This window comes from Microbacterium sp. C23T, assembly GCF_053345975.1.
In genome coordinates this window covers 21957-40322 of sequence record NZ_JBKFBD010000016.1, presented here as the reverse complement: position 1 = coordinate 40322, position 18366 = coordinate 21957, and the positions used below count along the sequence as shown (strand labels likewise).

General features: G+C 70.6%; 16 protein-coding genes. 5 read left to right on the top strand and 11 right to left on the bottom strand.

Annotation, left to right across the window (positions count from 1 at the left end):
* Positions 1-2: 2 nt before the first annotated feature.
* A complete protein-coding gene (rpsO, locus tag ACLBXX_RS10690) occupies positions 3-272 on the bottom strand; it encodes a 30S ribosomal protein S15 (RefSeq protein ID WP_005048780.1) in 270 nt (89 codons plus the stop codon).
* Between the two features lie 175 nt (positions 273-447).
* Between rpsO and ACLBXX_RS10685 the strand changes: the two genes are divergently transcribed.
* Entirely contained in the window at positions 448-1758 is a 1311-nt protein-coding gene (locus tag ACLBXX_RS10685) for an MFS transporter (RefSeq protein ID WP_447658009.1), read from the top strand.
* Positions 1759-1854: 96 nt separating this feature from the next.
* Complete coding sequence (locus ACLBXX_RS10680) at positions 1855-2796, top strand: DMT family transporter (RefSeq protein ID WP_447658008.1); 942 nt, start codon at positions 1855-1857, stop codon at positions 2794-2796.
* A 23-nt stretch (positions 2797-2819) separates the two neighbouring features.
* Here ACLBXX_RS10680 and ACLBXX_RS10675 read toward each other — a convergent pair whose 3' ends face one another.
* The gene (locus ACLBXX_RS10675) at positions 2820-3767 is read right to left on the bottom strand and encodes an AraC family transcriptional regulator (RefSeq protein ID WP_447658007.1); all 948 of its coding nucleotides are present in this window, start codon (positions 3765-3767) and stop codon (positions 2820-2822) included.
* Between the two features lie 98 nt (positions 3768-3865).
* Between ACLBXX_RS10675 and ACLBXX_RS10670 the strand changes: the two genes are divergently transcribed.
* Complete coding sequence (locus tag ACLBXX_RS10670) at positions 3866-4513, top strand: NAD(P)-dependent oxidoreductase (protein ID WP_447658006.1); 648 nt, start codon at positions 3866-3868, stop codon at positions 4511-4513.
* Between the two features lie 73 nt (positions 4514-4586).
* Here the strand turns inward: ACLBXX_RS10670 and ACLBXX_RS10665 are convergent, their stop codons facing one another.
* From ACLBXX_RS10665 to ACLBXX_RS10655, 3 genes are all read right to left on the bottom strand, one after another.
* Entirely contained in the window at positions 4587-5150 is a 564-nt protein-coding gene (locus ACLBXX_RS10665) for a YceI family protein (RefSeq protein WP_387146693.1), read from the bottom strand.
* A gap of 174 nt (positions 5151-5324) precedes the next feature.
* Positions 5325-5693 (bottom strand): FKBP-type peptidyl-prolyl cis-trans isomerase, encoded by a 369-nt coding sequence (locus ACLBXX_RS10660; RefSeq protein ID WP_056370156.1) that lies wholly within the window; start codon positions 5691-5693, stop codon positions 5325-5327.
* Between the two features lie 199 nt (positions 5694-5892).
* On the bottom strand, positions 5893-7119 hold the full coding sequence (locus ACLBXX_RS10655; protein WP_447658005.1) for a PrsW family intramembrane metalloprotease: 1227 nt from the start codon (positions 7117-7119) through the stop codon (positions 5893-5895).
* Positions 7120-7205: 86 nt separating this feature from the next.
* Between ACLBXX_RS10655 and ACLBXX_RS10650 the strand changes: the two genes are divergently transcribed.
* On the top strand, positions 7206-8069 hold the full coding sequence (locus ACLBXX_RS10650; RefSeq protein ID WP_387146685.1) for a fumarylacetoacetate hydrolase family protein: 864 nt from the start codon (positions 7206-7208) through the stop codon (positions 8067-8069).
* A gap of 67 nt (positions 8070-8136) precedes the next feature.
* Here the strand turns inward: ACLBXX_RS10650 and ACLBXX_RS10645 are convergent, their stop codons facing one another.
* The 5 genes from ACLBXX_RS10645 to ACLBXX_RS10625 form a co-directional block, all read right to left on the bottom strand.
* On the bottom strand, positions 8137-8736 hold the full coding sequence (locus ACLBXX_RS10645; protein ID WP_447658004.1) for a hypothetical protein: 600 nt from the start codon (positions 8734-8736) through the stop codon (positions 8137-8139).
* Between the two features lie 62 nt (positions 8737-8798).
* Positions 8799-10280 (bottom strand): aspartate ammonia-lyase, encoded by a 1482-nt coding sequence (locus tag ACLBXX_RS10640; protein ID WP_447658003.1) that lies wholly within the window; start codon positions 10278-10280, stop codon positions 8799-8801.
* Positions 10281-10428: 148 nt separating this feature from the next.
* Positions 10429-11340: a phosphodiesterase gene (locus ACLBXX_RS10635; RefSeq protein WP_447658002.1), complete on the bottom strand. Its 912-nt coding sequence runs from the start codon at positions 11338-11340 to the stop codon at positions 10429-10431.
* 57 nt (positions 11341-11397) lie between these two features.
* Positions 11398-11727 (bottom strand): peptidase, encoded by a 330-nt coding sequence (locus tag ACLBXX_RS10630; protein WP_310289762.1) that lies wholly within the window; start codon positions 11725-11727, stop codon positions 11398-11400.
* Positions 11724-13019, bottom strand: a complete 1296-nt coding sequence (locus tag ACLBXX_RS10625; RefSeq protein ID WP_387146673.1) for an inorganic phosphate transporter — start codon at positions 13017-13019, stop codon at positions 11724-11726. Before ACLBXX_RS10625 ends, ACLBXX_RS10630 begins: the two co-directional genes overlap by 4 nt.
* 157 nt (positions 13020-13176) lie before the next feature.
* On the opposite strand from ACLBXX_RS10625, the gene ACLBXX_RS10620 reads away from it, so the two are divergent.
* Complete coding sequence (locus ACLBXX_RS10620) at positions 13177-15300, top strand: S9 family peptidase (protein ID WP_447658001.1); 2124 nt, start codon at positions 13177-13179, stop codon at positions 15298-15300.
* Positions 15301-15405: 105 nt separating this feature from the next.
* Here the strand turns inward: ACLBXX_RS10620 and ACLBXX_RS10615 are convergent, their stop codons facing one another.
* Positions 15406-18327, bottom strand: coding sequence for a helix-turn-helix transcriptional regulator (locus ACLBXX_RS10615; protein WP_447658000.1), 2922 nt, complete (start codon positions 18325-18327; stop codon positions 15406-15408).
* Positions 18328-18366: the final 39 nt, after the last annotated feature.

The following is an 18366-nucleotide window of genomic DNA, read 5'->3' as shown; positions in this document are numbered from 1 at the left end:
CCTTATCGACGGAGACCGAGGCGCTCGATGAGCGAGCGGTAACGGTTGATGTCGATGTCCTGGAGGTAGCCCAGGAGACGGCGGCGCTGACCGACGAGCAGGAACAGCCCACGACGCGAGTGGTGGTCGTGCTTGTGCTCCTTGAGGTGCTCGGTGAGGTCCTTGATGCGCTGCGTCAGCATCGCGACCTGCACCTCGGGGGATCCGGTGTCACCGGGGTGCGTCGCGTACTCTTCGATGATCGCCTTCTTGACGTCTGCTTCCAGTGCCATAGGTGATCCCCTCTCTGCTTGTTGCGCGGTGCTCGTCACCCGATGTGCGAGCTCTCTTTCTCCGCGGCCGATCCAACGGCAACCTGAAGAGTCTACCAGCGAACGGATGCCCCGGCGAACCGGCCGCGCATTGCCCGGGTACGCTCGAATCCGTGCAGGACACCGAGGCCGACGAGTGAGCGCCGGGGAGCATCGCAGCCACTTCATCGACCTGCGGCCCTTCCGCGCCAGTGCCCCGTTCGCGCGCATGTGGATCGGCTCGACGCTCGCCGGACTCGGCGGCCAGCTGACGATCGTCGCGATCATGCTGCAGATGTACGACCTCACCGGGTCCACCTTCGCGGTGTCGATGATCGCGGTCGCCGGCCTCGTACCGATGATCTTCGCGGGCATCTACGGCGGCATGCTCGCCGACGCCTTCGACCGCCGGGCGGTTGCCCTGATCGCCGCGACCGTCACGTTCGCCTCGACCGCGCTGCTCGCCGTGCTGACCTGGGCGCAACTCGAGACCGTGTGGTGGCTCTACGCGCTCAGCATCGTCAACTCGTCGGCGAACTCGATCGTCTTCGCCTCGCGCCAGGCGATCGTTCCGCGCCTGCTTCCGCGCGAGCTGCTTCCGGCGGCGTCGGCGTTAGGCGGCATCACGGTCGGGATCATGGTGATGGCGGGGCCCGCCCTCGCGGGCGTGCTGGTCGCGCTGACCGGCTACGCGTGGACCTACACGCTCGACGTCGTTCTCATGACCTCGCTCTTCCTTGGGCTGTGGACTCTTCCGAATCTCCGCCCCGAGGGCGAGATCGTGCGGCCGGGACTCGAGTCGCTCCGCGATGGCTGGCGGTTCCTGAAGCGCGCGTCGAACATCCGGCTCCAGTTCATCCTCGACATCATCGCGATGACCTTCGGCCAGCCGCTCTCGCTCTTCCCCGCGATCGGCGCGGTGCTGCTCGGCGGCGGCCCGATCACGACGGGCGTGCTGACCGCCTCGGTGGCGGCAGGAGCCTTTGCGTCCAGCCTGTTCTCGGGCCGCGTGGGCGGCATCCGGCGTCAGGGCGTCGGGATCGAGCGCGCGATCCTCGCGTACGGCGGCTCGATCGCCGCGCTGGGGCTCGTCCTGGGCGCCGCGGCGCTCGGGTGGTTCGCGCCGGACGGCGTCGACGCCGACACCCCGAACCTGGTGCTCATCGCACTCGCGTGCCTCGTGCTCGCGGTCTCGGGAGCCGCCGACAACATCAGCTCGATCTTCCGCAACACGATGGTGCAGTCCGCTGTGCCCGACACGATCCGCGGCCGCCTGCAGGGGATCTTCATCGTCGTGGTGACGGGCGGCCCGCGCCTCGGCGCCCTGTACGCGGGCACGCTGGCGACGCTCACCGCGCTGTGGTTCCCGCCGCTGCTGGGCGGCTTCATCATCATCGGCCTGGTCACGACGCTGGTGCGGCTCGCACCGCGCTTCCGCGCGTACGACGCCGAGAATCCCGTTCCCTGAGCCGCGCCGTAGCCTGACGGCCGCACACCGGCGGATTTCGGACGTCGCATCCCCTCCCGGGCCCGGGCGTCGGCGGGCGGGCGTACGGTGGCCACCGTGACCTCGACAAGAACGGCTCCGCCGGCGCTGCGTGCGGAGCGACTGCCTTCCCCGCGCTGGATCACGGTGCAGTTCGTGCTCGCCGGGATCGTGTGGGGCGCGAGCTTCCTCTTCATGAAGGTGTCGCTCACCGGCATCTCCCCCGCGCAGGTCGCGTGGACCCGCATCCTCCTCGGCGCGCTGACCCTCGGCGCACTCGTCCTCCTGCGGCGCGAGCACCTGACCCGCAGCCTCAAGGTGTGGGCGCACCTGACCGTGCTCGGGCTCACGTTCTGCGTCATCCCGTTCCTGCTGTTCTCGTGGGCGCAGCAGCACGTCAGCTCAGGCGTCGCCAGCATCTTCAACGCGACCACGCCGATCATGACCGCGATCATGGCGTGGCTGGTCTTCCGCGTCGAGCGGCTCAAGGCCCTGCAGGTCCTCGGGATCGGCGTCGGCATCCTCGGGGTCGTGGTGATCATCGCCCCGTGGCAGGGCATCGCCCTGGACGGAAGCCTCGTCGCCGAGCTCGCCATCCTCGGTGCGACCGCGAGCTACGGCTTCAGCTTCGCCTACATGCGGCGCTTCGTCTCGAACACCGGGATGTCGGCGCTCGCCTTCACATTCGGCTACATCGCGATGGCCGGCGTCGTCATGGCGCTGCTGACGCCGTTCCTCGTGCTGACGCCCGTGCGCCTGGACCTCCCGATCGTGGTGAGCCTGCTGCTGCTCGGGTGCCTCGGCACCGGCATCGCGTACGTGTGGAACCAGAACACCGTGCGCGCCTGGGGACCCACGCGCGCCTCGACCGTCACCTACATCACCCCGGTCGTCGGTGTGATCCTCGGCATCCTGATCCTCGGCGAGACGATCACCTGGAACGAGCCGATCGGCGCGCTCGTCGTGTTCCTCGGCATCCTGCTCGCGCAGGATCGACTGCGCAGGCGCCCGCGCACCTGACCCCCGGCCCCGCACCGCGGGCATCAGGCCGCGCTGCGGCGCACCTTCCCCGGCGTCTCCCCCGTCACCCGTGCGAACGCACGGCTGAAGGCCGCCTCCGAGCCGTAACCGTTCGCGGCGGCCACCGCGGCGACACTGCTGCCTTCGGCGAGCATCGCGCGCGCACCGCGCATCCGCGCCGCCGACACATAGGCCATGGGCGGCATCCCCACGACCGACGCGAACCGCGCCGCGAACACCGACCGCGACATCGTCGCGCGGCGGGCGAGCACCTCGAGGGTCCACGGGTGCCCCGGATCGCGGTGCACCGCGGCGAGAACCGCACCCAGCTGCGGATCGCGCAGGGCCGCGAGCCACCCGTTCGAGTCCGCGCGCTCATCGGCCAGCCAGGCGCGGACGGTCTCGACGACGAGGACGTCGGCCAGACGCGTTGCCACGGCGTCCCCGCCCGGCTTCGGTTCGCGCAGCTCCCGTGGGAGCAGCGGCAGCAGCGCCGCCATCACGGGATGACGGGCGGAGTCGACGGTGACGATCGGCGGGAGCACGGCGAGCATGTCGTCGACGGCGGGCGAGTCGAACGCGACGACGCCGCACAGGAGCGCGAGCGGCGGCTCCGCGACCTCCGGTCCGATGCGCAGCACCGAGAACGCGTCGCCGAGCATCGCCTGGGGCAGCAGGTCGGCGCGGCCGACGACCTCCGCCCCGGGAGACGTCGCGACGCGGTGGCCGATCCCCCGCGGCACGAGGGCGAGCTCGCCGGCCTCCAGCCGCACCGCGTCGGCACCATCGACCTCGAGGTACGCCGTGCCGTGCGCGACGATGTGGAAGCTGAGGGTGCCGGGGAACTGCGGCATCTCGACGGCGCACTCCGTCGACGCCTCGGTCCACGAATAGAACGCCCCGCGCATGCGCACCCGATAGAGGGCCGCCGTCAGGGCGTCCTCGCTGTCCCACGGCATCGCGACGCTCATCTCGCCTCCGGACGATCGATCAAGAAATGCGTACTGCTGACGATAGATCATCCGAGCGCCGACGGCGAGAGTGGGAACACCACCGAAGGGAGACCCTCATGAACATCCTCGTCATCGGCGCCACCGGCGGCTCCGGCCGCGCCGTCTGCGACGCCCTCCTCGAGCGCGGCCACCGGGTGACCGCCCTCGCCCGCCACGCCTCCGCGCTCCCCGCCCGAGCCGGACTGGAGCGCGTCGACGGCGACGCCACCCGGGCATCCGTCCTCGATGCCGTGATCCCGGGCCACGACGCGATCGTCGTCACGCTCGGCATCTCGGAGCCGACGCTGCGCGTCCGGCTCCGAGGGGCTCAGGGCACGCGCGACGACGTCCGCTCGAAGGGCACGGCCGAGATCGTGGCGGCGGCGCGACGCGCCGGCGTGCACCGGCTCGTGGTGCAGTCGTCCTACGGGGTCGGCGACACACGGGCGCTCCTGCGCCTGACAGACCGCATCCTCTTCGCGCTGCTCATCCGCCCGCAGATCATCGACTCCGAGATCCAGGAGGGCGTCCTGCGCGGCTCCGAGCTCGACTGGACCATCGTGCAGCCCGTCTATCTCACCGACGGCGACTCGACCGACCACTTCACGTCGATCGACGGCACGATCCGGCGGAACAAGGTCGCCCGCCGCGGTGTGGCCCGCGTCCACGCCGACCTCGTCGAGGGCGCCGGCAGCGTCCGCGAGACGGTGTCGGTGTCGGGCTGAGCGCCCGTCTGCGGACGAGAAGAGCGGATGCCTCGATATCGAGGCATCCGCTCTTCATCGCGGTATCGCGGGCTCAGTCCTGCTGGAGCGCGCCCTGCAGGTCGAGCGTGATGGTGACGTCCTTGCCGACCAGCACGCCGCCGGTTTCGAGGGCGGCGTTCCAGGTCAGGCCGAAGTCCTCGCGGTTCACGACCGTCTTGGCCGTCGCGCCCGCCTTGTAGTTGCCCCACGGGTCGGTGCCGAAGCCGCCGAACTCGAACTCGAACGACACGGGCTTGGTGATGCCGCGGATGGTGAGGTCGCCGTCCACGAAGAACTCGCCGTCCTTCACGTGGGCACCGGTCGAGACGAACTCCATCGTGGGGTGGTTCTCGACGTCGAAGAAGTCGGCGGAGCGCAGGTGGTTGTCGCGGCCCTCGTCCTTGGTGTCGACGGAGGTGACGTCGACGGATGCCTCCACCTTGGCGTCGAGCGGGTTCTCGGGGGCGACGAGGGTCGCGCTCTTCATGCCGAAGGTGCCGCGCACCTTCGAGATCATCATGTGGCGCACGCTGAAGGTGACCTCGCTGTGCGCGGGGTCGAGCACCCAGGTGCCCGCCTTGTAGCCGGGAACGTCGATCGTGGTGGAGTCGGTCATGGTCGTCCTTCGTGTTCAGGTCCGTGTGGGGCGCCCGAGGGGACGGGCCTACGGGGTCCAACACAGCCTTGCAGAAGTTCTATTCCCGTGAATGCAAATTACGTGAGAACTCCTGGGGACGACGAAGGGACGGATGCCGCGGCATCCGTCCCTTCGGAGCGATCGATGTCGGGCTCAGCCGACCTTGATGAGGTCGATGACGAAGATGAGCGTCTTGCCGCCGAGGAAGTGGCCGCCGGCCGGACCGTAAGCGAGGTGCGGCGGGATGACGAGCTCGCGGCGACCGCCCTCCTTCATGCCCGGGATGCCGTCCTGCCAGCCCTGGATGAGGCCCCGGAGCGGGAACTGGATGCTCTCGCCGCGGTTCCACGACGAGTCGAACTCTTCGCCGGTCTCGTACTCGACGCCCACGTAGTGGACGGTCACGGTGTCGCCGGGCTTCGCCTCGGCGCCCTCGCCCACGACGATGTCGCGGACGACGAGGTCGGCCGGCGCCGGGCCGGCGGGTGCGTCGATCTCGGGCTTGGTGCGGTCGTCAGTCATGCGTCCATCCAACCATTGGAAGCCCGCCGGCGCCGAGCGAGTTCGCCGTCAGGGGAACCGCCGGGGTTCTCTTGACACCCGCGCAGGCCTCCCGGCATGCTGGGGGCAGACCAACTCAGCGCTCGGTTGACACGCAGGCATCGCCGCGGCACCGAGCGCTGAGTCTTTGATCCTGGGGTTCCCCTGGCGCTTCGCGGGGTTACGGCGCGAACATCGCGGCGCGGGTCGCCGCGGTCTTCGCGAGCAGATCGCGTTCCTCAGCCGAGGCCTGCGGATCGCGCCCGGTGATCGCCCGCTGGCGCGTCGCGGCGAGGGCCGTGGCGTCCGTGATGAAGGTCTTCATGAGCGCCGTGCGGTCTCCTCGCAGCGTCCGCGCCCACGCGAGGGCTGCCTTGCGCCCCGCTGACGTCGCGAGCATGTCGACCTCCTGCGGGGTGAACCAGCCGGCGGACGCGTACTCGCCGAGCCGGCGTCGCGTGAGCCGCGACTCCTCTCGCCTCAGCGCGACGACACCGAGGATGAACCCGATGAAGAGCGGCACCTGCAGCGTCAGGTAGAGGAAGAAGAAGTCCCCGAACATGGCGGACCCGTTCCAGAACGCGTGCAGCGCGATCGCGCCCGCGAGCCCCAGCAAGCCAGGGCCGATCGCCTGACCGGTCGAGAGCCCGCGGCGCGCGGCGAGACCGAGCGCGAAGCCCGTGACGCTGGTGAACATGACGTGCGCGAACGGCGACAGGATGCCGCGCAGGAAGAACGTCGTAGTGGTCTCGGTCGCGCCGCCCTCGATGAAGCTCACCGCGAAGTACTGGATGTTCTCGGTGAACGCGAAGCCCGCACCGACCAGCGCACCGTAGACGATGCCGTCGATCGGGCCGTCGAACGCGCGCCGGGCGGTCGCGAAGATGAGGAAGACGCCGAGCCCCTTCGCGAACTCCTCGACGACCGGTGCCTGGACGACGGTCTGCAGCACCTCGCGCGCGCCCGTTGCGGGGCCGAACACCATCGACAGCAGCAGGTCGACGCCGAGCGCGATGCCGACGGCGGCGATCGCACCCCACGCGATCGCGAGGATGAGCAGTCCGCGGGGCTCGGGTTCCCAGCGGTCGACGATGCGCACCGCGAAGAGAACGCCGACGAGCGGCACCACAGCCAGCACCATCCCGATGAGCGACGCCGCCGGGCCGAGCGCGGTGAGGAAGTACGCCACCAGCACGATCAGCACGAGCACGAGGATGCCGATGATCCAGACCGAGGCGCTCCGTCCGCGACGCGACGCGGCCGCGGTCGGGATCTGCACGGGTGCGGGCGAGGACGACGGGGGCGTGATCGCCGCGGGGGACGCGACGCGGGGCTGCGCGAGCGCGGAGGCGAACTCCGGCGGCGTGAGCGAGGGCCGGGGGCGGGAGGCACCGGGGTCGAGCGTCATGCGCACAGCCTATGGGTGCAGAACGCTCACCCGTCATACGGGCTGTGGACCGCCCGCGCGCGCACCCCGGCGGCTAGGTTGGGGGCATGCGCTTCGCCCATGTCGTGCCACCGGAGTCGGGCGAGCCGAGGCTCGCACTCGTCGATGGCGACGAGGTGGCAATCGTCGAGGAGCTGTTCGACGGAGCGCCCCGCGTGCTCGAAGAGCTCATCGCCGGTGGCGACGAGCTGCTCGCACGCGTGCGGGATGCCGCGGACCGCGGCACGCGGCATCCGATCGAGGGAATGGGCTTCGCGTCCGCGGTCCTCGCACCCCCGGTGATCCTCGCGATCGGCCTCAACTACGCCGCGCACTCCAGCGAGCTCGGGCTGAAGACCGACTCGACGCCGACGGTGTTCGTGCTCTGGCCGAACTCGCTCGCCGGGCACGACCACACCACGATCTGGCCGCGGTCGCTCAGCGAGTCCGTCGACTACGAGGCCGAGCTGGGCGTCATCATCGGCACTCCCGCGAAGGACGTCTCCCCCGAGGACGCGCTCGACCATGTCTGGGGCTACACGGTGGTCAACGACATCACCGCGCGCGACATCCAGTACTCCGAGGCGCAGTGGTCGCGTTGCAAGTCGTTCGACGGCTTCACGCCGACGGGCCCGTTCGTGGTCACCGTCGACGAGGTGCCCGATCCGCAGGACCTCCACATCTGGACCGTCCTCGACGGCACCACCCTGCAGGATGCGACCACCGGCCAGATGGTGCGCCCGGTCGCTACGCTCATCTCGCACCTGTCGAAGTCGGCGACGCTGCTGCCCGGGACGCTCATCTCGACGGGCAGCCCGGGCGGCGCCGGGTACTCGCGGGACCCGCAGGTGTTCCTGCGCGACCGCTCGACGGTCACCGTCGGCATCGACGGCATCGGCGCGCTCACGACGCACTGCCGCATCCTCGGCTGAGGCCGCGCCTCACGACGCGGAAGGCGGGCCCGCGTCGCGGACCCGCCTTCCGATGTCGATGCCTGCGTCAGTTGCAGGTGATGGTGCCGCCACCCTGGAGTTCCCACACACCCGGGCCGAGTTCGGCGCAGGCTGCTGCGAGACCACCGAACACCACGGTCAGGATGATGATCGTCACGATGATGCCGACGACGATCAGCACTGCCGAGATGATGATCGCCGCGAGGGCGAAGCCGTTCTTGACCCCGGCTTTGCGGCTCTGCACGAGCGCGACGATGCCGAGGATCAGCGCGACCAGCTGGACGAAGAACGACAGGATGAACGCGACGATGCCGAGCGTCTTGCCCGGGACGGGCGCGTCGGCCGGAGCGCCGTACGCGGCGGGCGGCGCCGCGCTGTACGCCGGCGGCGCGGCGTTGTAAGCGGGCGCGCCCGCGGGGTACGCCGGCGGAGCCGCCGCGTACTCGGGCTGGGCGGCGGGCGCCGACGGGGCGGAGTAGTCCGGCGCCGGAGCGGCGGGCTCCGACGGGGCGGCGTAGTCGGGCGCGGGAGCGGTGGGCTCCGCCGCGGGCGGAACCGGCGCGTCGGCGGGCGGCTGAGGCGCAGTGGGCTGCGACGCGGGCTGCTGCGGCGGCTCGGGTGCGGCCGGGTTCTGCGGATCGGTCATTTCTCGCCTTTCGTTCGAGTCTCCCTGACGTTATCGATCGGGAGCCGTCCGCGGCAACCGGCTCAGCGCGTGTCTGCCGCTGCCTCCTCGACGACGTCCTCGGGAACCGTCACGATCGGGATCGCTGCGGTGATGGTCTCGAGTCCCGACAGGCGGGCGGGCGAGAGCTGCTTGGCGACCTCGTCTCGTGACATGAGGCCTGCCTCCACCACGAGGTCGGCGACGCCGCGGCCCGTGAGCAGAGCGGTCTTCGCCAGCGCTGCGGCGGCCGCGTAGCCGATGAACGGCGTGAGCGCCGTGATGACGCCGACCGATGACCCCACCATGGCCCCGAGCCGCTCGCGGTTCGCGGTGATGCCGTCGACGCAGTTGACGCGCAGCGTGAACATCGCCTGACGCAGCCACGTGATCGACTGGAAGATCGAGTGCGCGATCACCGGCTCGAACGCGTTGAGCTGCAGCTGCCCGCCCTCGACCGCCATCGTGACGGTGAGGTCGGCGCCCGCGACCGAGAACGCGACCTGATTGACGACCTCGGGGATGACGGGGTTCACCTTGCCGGGCATGATGCTCGACCCCGCCTGCCGCGCGGGCAGGTTGATCTCGCCAAACCCGGCCTGCGGGCCGGACGACAGCAGACGCAGGTCGTTGCAGATCTTCGACAGCTTGATCGCGTTGCGCTTGAGCGACGCCGAGAACGACATGAACGACCCGGTGTCGCTCGTCGCCTCGACCAGGTCGGATGCGGTGTCGAGGTCGAGGCCCGAGATCTCGCGCAGGTGGCGGAGCACGGCCGGCGCGTACGCCGGGTGGGTCGTGATGCCGGTGCCGATCGCGGTCGCGCCCATGTTGACCTCGTACAGGAGGTAGGCGTTCTCGGTGAGGCGCTGGTGGTCGTAGCCGAGGGTCGTCGCGAACCCGTGGAACTCCTGCCCGAGCGTCATCGGCACGGCGTCCTGCAGCTGCGTGCGGCCGACCTTGAGCACGTCGTGGAACTCGACCGCCTTCGCGAGGAACGCGCGGCGCAGCAGGTCGAGCTCCTCGAGCAGCGTCTTCAGGTCGAGACCGAGGCCGACCTTGATGGCGGTCGGATAGACGTCGTTTGTCGACTGGCTGCGGTTGGTGTCGTCGATCGGCGACAGGAACGCGTAGTCGCCCTTCTCGCGTCCGGCGAGCTCGAGCGCGATGTTGGTGATGACCTCGTTCGCGTTCATGTTGGTCGACGTGCCGGCGCCGCCCTGGATGACGCCCACGACGAACTGGTCGTGGAAGTCACCATCGATGACGAGCTGCGCGGCACGGTCGATGAGATCCGCCTTGGCGGGGTCGAGCACCCCGATCTCGCGGTTCGCGCGGGCCGACGCCTGCTTCACCATCGCGAGCGCCCGCACCAGGTCGGGGTAGACCGAGATCGGCCTCTTCGAGATCGGGAAGTTCTCGAGCGCGCGGGCGGTGTGGATGCCCCAATACGCGTCGGCGGGGATCTCCAGGGATCCCAGGGAGTCGGTCTCGATGCGGGTTCGCGTCATTGCGTCCAGAGCCATGTGTTGCAGTCCTCGTGGGTCGTTCACAGCGGTGTGCGGGATGCTTCGAGCCTACCCGCGGGGCCCGCCCATTGGGCTGTACACGGCGTACACCCGGCTGCGCCTCCACGTACATGACGGCGGTCAGCACTCGGTGAGGAGTGCGGCGTCAGCGACGCTTGCGTGAGAACGCCTCGAGCCGCTCCTCGGGCGTGAGTCGCGACATCCGCTCGACCCATTCGGCGGAGAAGACATCGCCGGTCGGCGCGTCGACGACGGGCACGACGGCGTGGGTGATGGTGTCGTCGTAGACGTGCACGAGGTGGAACGACTGGCCGGCGTCCATGCCGTTGACGTCCGCCGCCGGGCGCGCGAGGTTCATGGTGTAGCAGGTGGCTGCGGCGACGCTCACCGGGACGCCTGCGAACGTGCCGCTCGTCGAGTAATGCAGGTGGCCCGCGAGGATCGCGCGCACATCGGTGCCGGCGATCACGTCCGCGAGCCGCCCCTGCTCCCGGAGCTCGAGGATGTCGAACAGCGGCACGTGCGACGGCAGCGGCGGGTGATGGAGCGCGAGGATCGTGCCGAGCGGCGCCGGCGTCGCGAGCTCGTGGCGCAGCCACTCGAGCTGCCCGTGGTCGAGATCGCCGTGATGCCAGCCGGGCACCGTCGAGTCGAGACCGATGAGCCGCAGCCCGCCGAGATCCCATACGCCGGTCACGGGCTCTTCCGTCGGCTCCAGCCCGAGCAGGTCACGTCGCAGCGCCGGGCGCTCGTCGTGGTTTCCGGCGACCCACACCACGGGCGCACCGAGTCGCTCCGCCACCGGCTCCACCGCGGCGCGCAGCGCGGTGTACGCCTCGGGCTCGCCGAGATCCGTGAGGTCGCCCGTGAACACGATCGCCTCGGGACGGATGCCGGTGGCCTCGGCCGCCTCGAGCGTCCGGGCGAGGTTCGCCGCGGTGTCGAAACGGCCGCCGAGCGGCGCGTTGCCCGCGAGCAGGTGCGTGTCGCTCACGTGCAGCAGCGTGCGCCGCGCAGGCGGGTACTGACCGAACTGGACGGGTGCGGCGGTGGCCATGGGCCTCAGCCTAGGCCGTCGTGCCGACAGCTTCAGGTCCCGGCGCGGTCTCGTCGCTCAGTGGTTGAAGACGATGAGCAGCAGTCCGCCGAGCACGGCCGCGGCGCAGACCGCGAAGCACGCGTAGGCGCCCACGAGGGCGAACCGCTTCTGGCCGTCGGTCAGCGGGCTGCGCTTGGCGGCCTTGGCTGCGGCCTTCTCGGCGCGCCGCGCCTCCTTCTCGGAGATGACGGTGATGGCGTCGGTGAACTCCGCGGGGGCCACCACGGGAGCGCGGCCGGCGCGGACGAGCAGTCGCAGGCCGAGCGCGTAGAACGAGACGACCACGACGGCCGAGATGAACGCAGCGACGAACACCTGTACGAAGGCGAGCCAGTTGATGATCATCGCGGGCCTCCGTCCTTCGGCCGGTTCTCAGATCGCCCGGCGGCCTTGGCGGCCTTCTTCGCGGCAGCTTCCGCCGCCGCCACGCGTCGCGCCTCGTCGCGCGCGATCGCGCGCTGACGGCGCGTGGGCGGCGGGTTGCGCTTGACCTTGACGGCGCGGCCGGAGTCTGCGACCTCGCTCATCGCGTTCGCCGCGGTGACCTCGTCGCGGCGCGAACGCATGAAGAGCGCCAGGATGATGATGACGGCCAGGACCGCGTCGATGATGACGCCCCACACGGGCAGCCACACGACGATGAGCGCCGCCACCGCGCCGACCGCACCGGCCGCGGGAAGCGTGAGGATCCAGCCGACCATGATCCGGCCCGCGGTGCGCCACCGCACCTGCGAGCCGCGACGGCCCAGGCCCGAGCCGATGACCGATCCCGACGCGACCTGCGTGGTCGACAGCGCGAAGCCGAGGGCGCTCGAGGCGAGGATCGTGGACGCCGTCGACGCCTCGGCGGAGAAGCCCTGCGCCGGCTTGACCTCGGTGAGGCCCTTGCCGAGGGTGCGGATGATCCGCCAGCCGCCCATGTACGTCCCGAGTGCGATCGTGATCGCGCACGCGAAGATCACCCAGGTCTGGGGCTCGGGGTTCGACGCGGACTGCAGGCCGGACGTGATGAGCAGGAGCGTGATGATGCCCATGGTCTTCTGCGCGTCGTTCGTGCCGTGGGCGAGCGCCACCAGCGACGACGTGAAGATCTGACCGACGCGGAAGCCGTCCCGCCCGTCGGGCTTGCTGTCGTAGCGCCGCGTGAGCGCGTACGCGAGCTTCGTCGCGGTGAATGCGATCACGCCTGCCGTGACCGGCGCGATGAACGCCGGCAGGATCACCTTCGACATCACCACACCGAAGTTGACCGCCGAGACACCGACGCCGACGATCGTGGCGCCGATGAGCCCGCCGAACAGGGCATGGGACGACGACGAGGGAAGCCCGAGGAGCCAGGTCAGCATGTTCCACGTGATGGCGCCGATGAGGCCGGCGAGGATGATCTCGGGGAAGATGTCGTGCGAGATCTGATCCTCGTTGATGATGCCGCCCGAGATCGTCTGCGCGACCTCCGTCGACAGGAACGCGCCGACCAGGTTGAGGAGGGCGGCGAGAAGGACGGCGGTCTTGGGCTTGAGGGCGCCGGTGGCGATGGGCGTCGCCATCGCATTCGCGGTGTCGTGGAAGCCGTTCGTGAAGTCGAAGAACAGCGCCAGCGCGATCACCAGAACGATGATGAGGGTTGCGGTTTCCACCGTTCGCTTTCGGGGAGGAGGAGTGGAGAGAAGTGTGCCGACGAGATCGGCGCGACGAACGAACAGTTCACCAAGAGTTCAGGAACCGGCAACCGGCCAGGAAGAATCCTACATCGGCGACCCTGACGGTCAACTCGGAGACGACTAGCGTGGAACGGTGACTCTCAGCGACTCCGCACCCGCCCCGTCCGCCCCTGTCGCCGGCATCCGTCCCATCGTCCGATCCCATCACGGCGACGACGTCGAAGACCGCTACGAGTGGTTCCGCGAGAAGGAGGACGCGGCCGTCATCGCACACCTCGAGGCCGAGAACGCGTACACGCAGCAGCGCACCGCGCACCTCGAAGGCCTGCGCGAGCGCATCTTCGGCGAGATCAAGGGCCGCACGCTCGAGACCGACCTCTCGGTGCCGACCCGCCGCGGCGACTGGTGGTACTACGGCCGCACGCTCGAGGGCAAGCAGTACGGCATCCAGTGCCGTGCCCCGCTCGCGTCCGCCGACGACTGGACGCCCCCTGAGCTCTCCCCCGACGTCGAGGTCGCGGGTGAGCAGATCCTCCTCGACGGCAACGTCGAGGCCGAGGGCCACGAGTTCTTCTCGCTCGGAAGCTTCGAGGTCTCCAACGACGGCACGCTCATGCTCTACGGCGTCGACGTCGCGGGCGACGAGCGCTACACGGTGCGCGTGCGCAACCTCGTGACGGGCGAGCAGCTCCCCGACGAGATCCCCGACACCTTCGCGGGCGCCACCTTCTCCCCCGACGGGCGCTTCATCGTCTACACGACCGTCGACGACGCGTGGCGCCCCGACACCGTCTGGCTGCACGAGCTCGGCACGGCCGTCGCCGACGACGCGAAGCTCTTCCACGAGCCCGACGAGAAGTACTGGGTGGGCGCCGGGTTCACGCGCAGCGACCGCTTCCTCGTGATCGGCCTCGGCTCTTCGATCACGAGCGAGGAATGGCTGCTGGATGCCGACGACCTCCGTGGCGAGCCCCGCGTGGTGTGGCCGCGGACCGAGGGCGTCGAATACGACTCCGAGCACGCGGTCGTCGACGGCGAGGACGTGCTGTTCATCCTCCACAACGACGGAGCCCTGGACTTCGAGCTCGTGCGGGTGGCAGCATCCGATCCGTCCGGCGACCGCTCGGTGGTCATCCCGCACCGTCCCGGCGAGCGCCTGCTGGGCGTGTCGACCTTCCGCGACTGGGGCGTCGTGGGCTACCGCCGCGGCGGGCTCGCGCGTCTCGGCATGCTCGACTACGCGACGGGCGGCGTCGACGAGATCACGTTCGACGAGCCGCTGTACTCGGTGGGCACCGGCGGCAACCCCGAGTGGGCTCCTCCCCTGCTGCGCCTCGGCTACGGCTCGTTCGTCACCCCCGGCACCGTGTACGACCTCGACGTCGCCACGCGCGAGCTGTACCTGCGCAAGCGCCAGCCGGTGCTCGGCGGCTACGAGCCCGACGACTACGCCCAGGCCCGCGTGTGGGCGACCGCCCAGGACGGCACGCAGATCCCGATCTCGCTCGTCTACAAGCGCTCGTTCGGCGACGCCGGCGTGGCACCGCGCCCCGTCCACCTCTACGGCTACGGCTCGTACGAGCACTCGATCGAGCCCGGCTTCTCGGTGCCGCGCCTGTCGGAGCTCGACCGAGGCGTCGTCTTCGCCGTCGCCCACGTGCGAGGCGGCGGCGAGATGGGCCGCCAGTGGTACGAGGACGGCAAGCTCCTCAACAAGCGCAACACGTTCACGGACTTCGTCGACAGCGCGCTGCACCTGATCGACAACGGGTACACGACGGCCTCGCAGCTCGTCGCCGAGGGCGGATCGGCCGGCGGCCTGCTGATGGGCGCGGTCGCGAACATCGCGCCCGAGCTCTTCGCGGGTGTGCTCGCCGACGTCCCGTTCGTCGACGCGCTGACCACGATCCTCGACCCGTCGCTGCCGCTGACGGTGATCGAGTGGGACGAGTGGGGCGACCCGCTGCACAACGCCGACGTCTACGCCTACATGAAGTCGTACTCGCCGTACGAGAACGTGCGGACGGATGCTGCGTACCCGCGCATCCTCGCCGTCACGTCGCTCAACGACACCCGGGTCCTGTACGTCGAGCCGGCGAAGTGGGTCGCGCGCCTCCGCGAGGTCGGCGCCGACGCCCTGCTCAAGTGCGAGATGGTCGCCGGTCACGGCGGCGTCTCGGGCCGCTACAACGCGTGGCGCGAGCGCGCGTTCGAGCTGGCGTGGCTGCTGGACGTGCTCGGCGTCGCCGACGCCTGAGCCGGCGCGACGACGTCGAGACAGGGGATCTCGGCCGAGATCGGGGACGACGTCCTCGGTCTCGGCCGGATCCCCCGGGCTCGACGAGACCGGCCGCCGGTGCGGTCAGAGACGAGCCTCGCGGGCGAACGCGGCGGCCTCCGTGCGGTTGGCCACGCCGAGCTTCGTGAGGATCGACGACACGTGGATCGACGCCGTCTTCGGGCTGATGAAGAGCTCGCGGCCGATCTGCGGATTGGTCATGCCGCGCGCGACGAGCTCGAGAACCTGTGACTCGCGTTCGGTGAGCGAGGCGATCCTCGAGCCCGGGTCGCCGCGCAGACCGGCACGGGCCGCGAGTTCGTCGGCCCATCGCGCGACGAGCGCGTCCCCCGTTGCCGGAACCTGATCTCGGAGCTCCGCGAGCGCGGCCTCCGCGCCGGGGCGGTCGCCAGACGCGACCAGCGCTTCGGCGAGTCGCAGCCTGGCGCGGTGCGCGAACTGGATGGGGAGGCCGTGGCCGTCGCGCGCCGCGGCGAGCGCGGCCCTCCACGCGGTCACGCGGGCCGGGGGCGTGACATCCGTCTCAAGCTCGGCAGCGGCACAGGCGACGAGCGGAGTGAGCGCGCCACGGTCCGCGAGCTCAGCGGCGACCGCCTCGGCCTCTCCACGTACGCCGTCGACGCCGCGGTCGATGGAGGCGTCCATGCCCTGCACGCTGTCGGCCTCCGCGACCAGCCAGACTCGCAGCGGAAGTCCCCACGGGCGCACCCACGACTGCGTCTCGGAGGTGCGCAGGACCGTCTCGAGCTCGAGGGCACCCGGGAGCAGATCGAGCTTGCGGCGCCCGTCGTGCTCGTCCGAGATCCGGACGAGCCGCTCGAGCAGGTCCAGCCGGCGCCATCCGGCGTCCTCGTCGGGCACGTCCAACACCTCGGGCATCTCGTCGAGGGTCAGGTGGCGCTTCTCGGCGTAGGCATCCGGCCGGTCGGCCCACAGGTCGACCTCCGCGAGGATGCGCAGCGCTGCTGATCGGTCGGGCGGCACGACGAGAAGCCGCAGCGCGCGGCGCGCGTGCGCCGCGCCGTCGTCGACGCGACCGAGCGGAAGGAGCGCCTGGCCGAGCAGCAGCATCGCGATCGCACCGTGACCACGCTCCCGCCCTGCGTCGACTGCCTCCCGGAGCATCACGGCATAGACCTCGATCGCATCTTCGTAGCACCCCTGGAAGAGCCGGATGTTCGCGAGTATCAGCCGAGCACGGTGGCGCTCCGCAGGACCGGGTGCCACCGCGAGCGCTTCGCCGGCGGCGGACGCGGCGAGGTCCTCTTCGCCGTCGTGCTCGAACCGCGCCGCCAGGTTCGTCAGGCAGATCGCGAGCGCCGAGGGATCTCCCGCGTCACGAGCGGTCACGACCGCCGCCTGCAGAGCATCGATGTCGTGGCGGCCGAGCAGGCTTCGGACGAGCGCGAGCAGCGCCCGGGCGGCGGGCTCCTCGCGCCCGGTGAGGAGCCCTTCGGCCTCCACCAGTGCGACTTCGTCGGCCCGGTTCGTGATCCATCCTTCGCACATCACGAGCCACCACAGCGCGGCGGCACGTTCGACCGGATCGCTCGGGCCCGGAAGGGCGAGCGCGGTCGTCACGAGCGAACGCGCCTCGAGGTAGTCGCCGGCGTGCCAGAGGTACTCCGCCGCGCGTCGAAGCACCTCCATGCGTGACGCACCGCCGACCCTGTCTTGCGCATCGGGGACGTCGTCCCACCAGTCGGCGAGGCGGCGCCAGAGCGCCGCTGTCGTAGACGGCGCGAGTTCGGAACCGGGTTGAGCGAGACACCGCACCGTGGCGTCGAACGCAGCCGGAACGTCTCCGGCCCTCGCCCGATGCTCGGCGACCGCGGCCAGCGTCGAGAACGATGCGCCGGCGCCCTCGAGCGCGTCGGCGTAGACGCGGTGGGCATCGCGACGCTCGCCGGGCAGAACGTCACCGTAAACGGCCTCCCGCAGCAGGGCGTGGCGGAACCCGTAGCCGGTCGCCGTCACCGCGATGAGCCCTCGCTCGAGCGCCTCCCGGACACCGTCGTCGAGGACCGCACGATCTCTTCCCGACACCCGCAGGAGGATGTCGTGGTCGACGTCGTCTCCGCCGACGGAGAGCAGCGCGACGATCTGCCGTGCCCCCGGCGAGGCGCTGCGGTATCGGAGAAGCAGCAGGTCGCGAAGCGCCCCGGGCAGCTCCTCCCCCTCGAGCGAGACGAGCTCCTCGACGAAGAACGGCACCCCGCCGCTGCGTGCGGCGATCGCGTCGGCGTCCGCACCGGAGAACCGGCCTGGCGCGATCGCCTCGACCTGGCTGCCGACCTCCGCGCCGGAGAGCCGCGCGAGCTCCAGGTGCTCGATGTCCCGCCGGGCCTCGAGCGCCACGACGCCCGACAGCGCGGGCCGGCCCGCGACCTCGTCGGACCGATAGGTCAGGACGACGCTGAGGTGCCGACCACGGAGGGTGATCGCGAGCAGCGAGGCGAAGGATGCCGTGAGGGCGTCCGCCCAGTGCAGGTCCTCGACGACGACCACGACGTGGAACCGCTCGCTGAGGCGCTCCACGACGGTCTCGATCGTGTCCGAGACGAGGTCGGAGGAAGGTTCGATCGATTCGGGCGCGACCGTCGCCGCGGATTCCGCGAGTTCCGGGACCAGCACGCCCAGAGTGCGCCGCACACCCGGCGATGCCGCCGCGCTGTCGAGCAGCCCGTCGCCCACGCCTGCCCGCAGATCACGGACCAGTCCCCGCAGCGCGTGGAACGGCGGAGCACCGTCACCACCGTCGACGCACTGAGCCGTCGCCACCACCACCGGCGGATCGTCTGCCGCTGCGTCGGCCCGCAACGACAGGATCGCCTCCTGGACGAGCCGGGTCTTGCCGATCCCCGCCTCGCCGCGGATCACGATCGCGCGGGGAACTCCGGCTCGGCCGTCCGCGAGCGCGCGGCGGAGCGCCTCGAACTCCCCCTGGCGTCCGATCAGCACGGGACTCACGGCCACCCCAGCCACGACGCCATCGTGGCACGCGTGCGAGCGTCACGTCAGGGG

Excerpts from the sequence above, each read along its gene's own strand:
- rpsO (WP_005048780.1), bottom strand. The coding sequence starts at position 272 with ATGGCACTGGAAGCAGACGTCAAGAAGGCGATCATCGAAGAGTACGCG.
- ACLBXX_RS10675 (WP_447658007.1), bottom strand. The coding sequence starts at position 3,767 with ATGAGCGTCGCGATGCCGTGGGACAGCGAGGACGCCCTGACGGCGGCC.
- ACLBXX_RS10670 (WP_447658006.1), top strand. The coding sequence starts at position 3,866 with ATGAACATCCTCGTCATCGGCGCCACCGGCGGCTCCGGCCGCGCCGTC.
- ACLBXX_RS10665 (WP_387146693.1), bottom strand. The coding sequence starts at position 5,150 with ATGACCGACTCCACCACGATCGACGTTCCCGGCTACAAGGCGGGCACC.
- ACLBXX_RS10660 (WP_056370156.1), bottom strand. The coding sequence starts at position 5,693 with ATGACTGACGACCGCACCAAGCCCGAGATCGACGCACCCGCCGGCCCG.
- ACLBXX_RS10655 (WP_447658005.1), bottom strand. The coding sequence starts at position 7,119 with ATGACGCTCGACCCCGGTGCCTCCCGCCCCCGGCCCTCGCTCACGCCG.
- ACLBXX_RS10650 (WP_387146685.1), top strand. The coding sequence starts at position 7,206 with ATGCGCTTCGCCCATGTCGTGCCACCGGAGTCGGGCGAGCCGAGGCTC.
- ACLBXX_RS10645 (WP_447658004.1), bottom strand. The coding sequence starts at position 8,736 with ATGACCGATCCGCAGAACCCGGCCGCACCCGAGCCGCCGCAGCAGCCC.
- ACLBXX_RS10640 (WP_447658003.1), bottom strand. The coding sequence starts at position 10,280 with ATGGCTCTGGACGCAATGACGCGAACCCGCATCGAGACCGACTCCCTG.
- ACLBXX_RS10635 (WP_447658002.1), bottom strand. The coding sequence starts at position 11,340 with ATGGCCACCGCCGCACCCGTCCAGTTCGGTCAGTACCCGCCTGCGCGG.
- ACLBXX_RS10630 (WP_310289762.1), bottom strand. The coding sequence starts at position 11,727 with ATGATCATCAACTGGCTCGCCTTCGTACAGGTGTTCGTCGCTGCGTTC.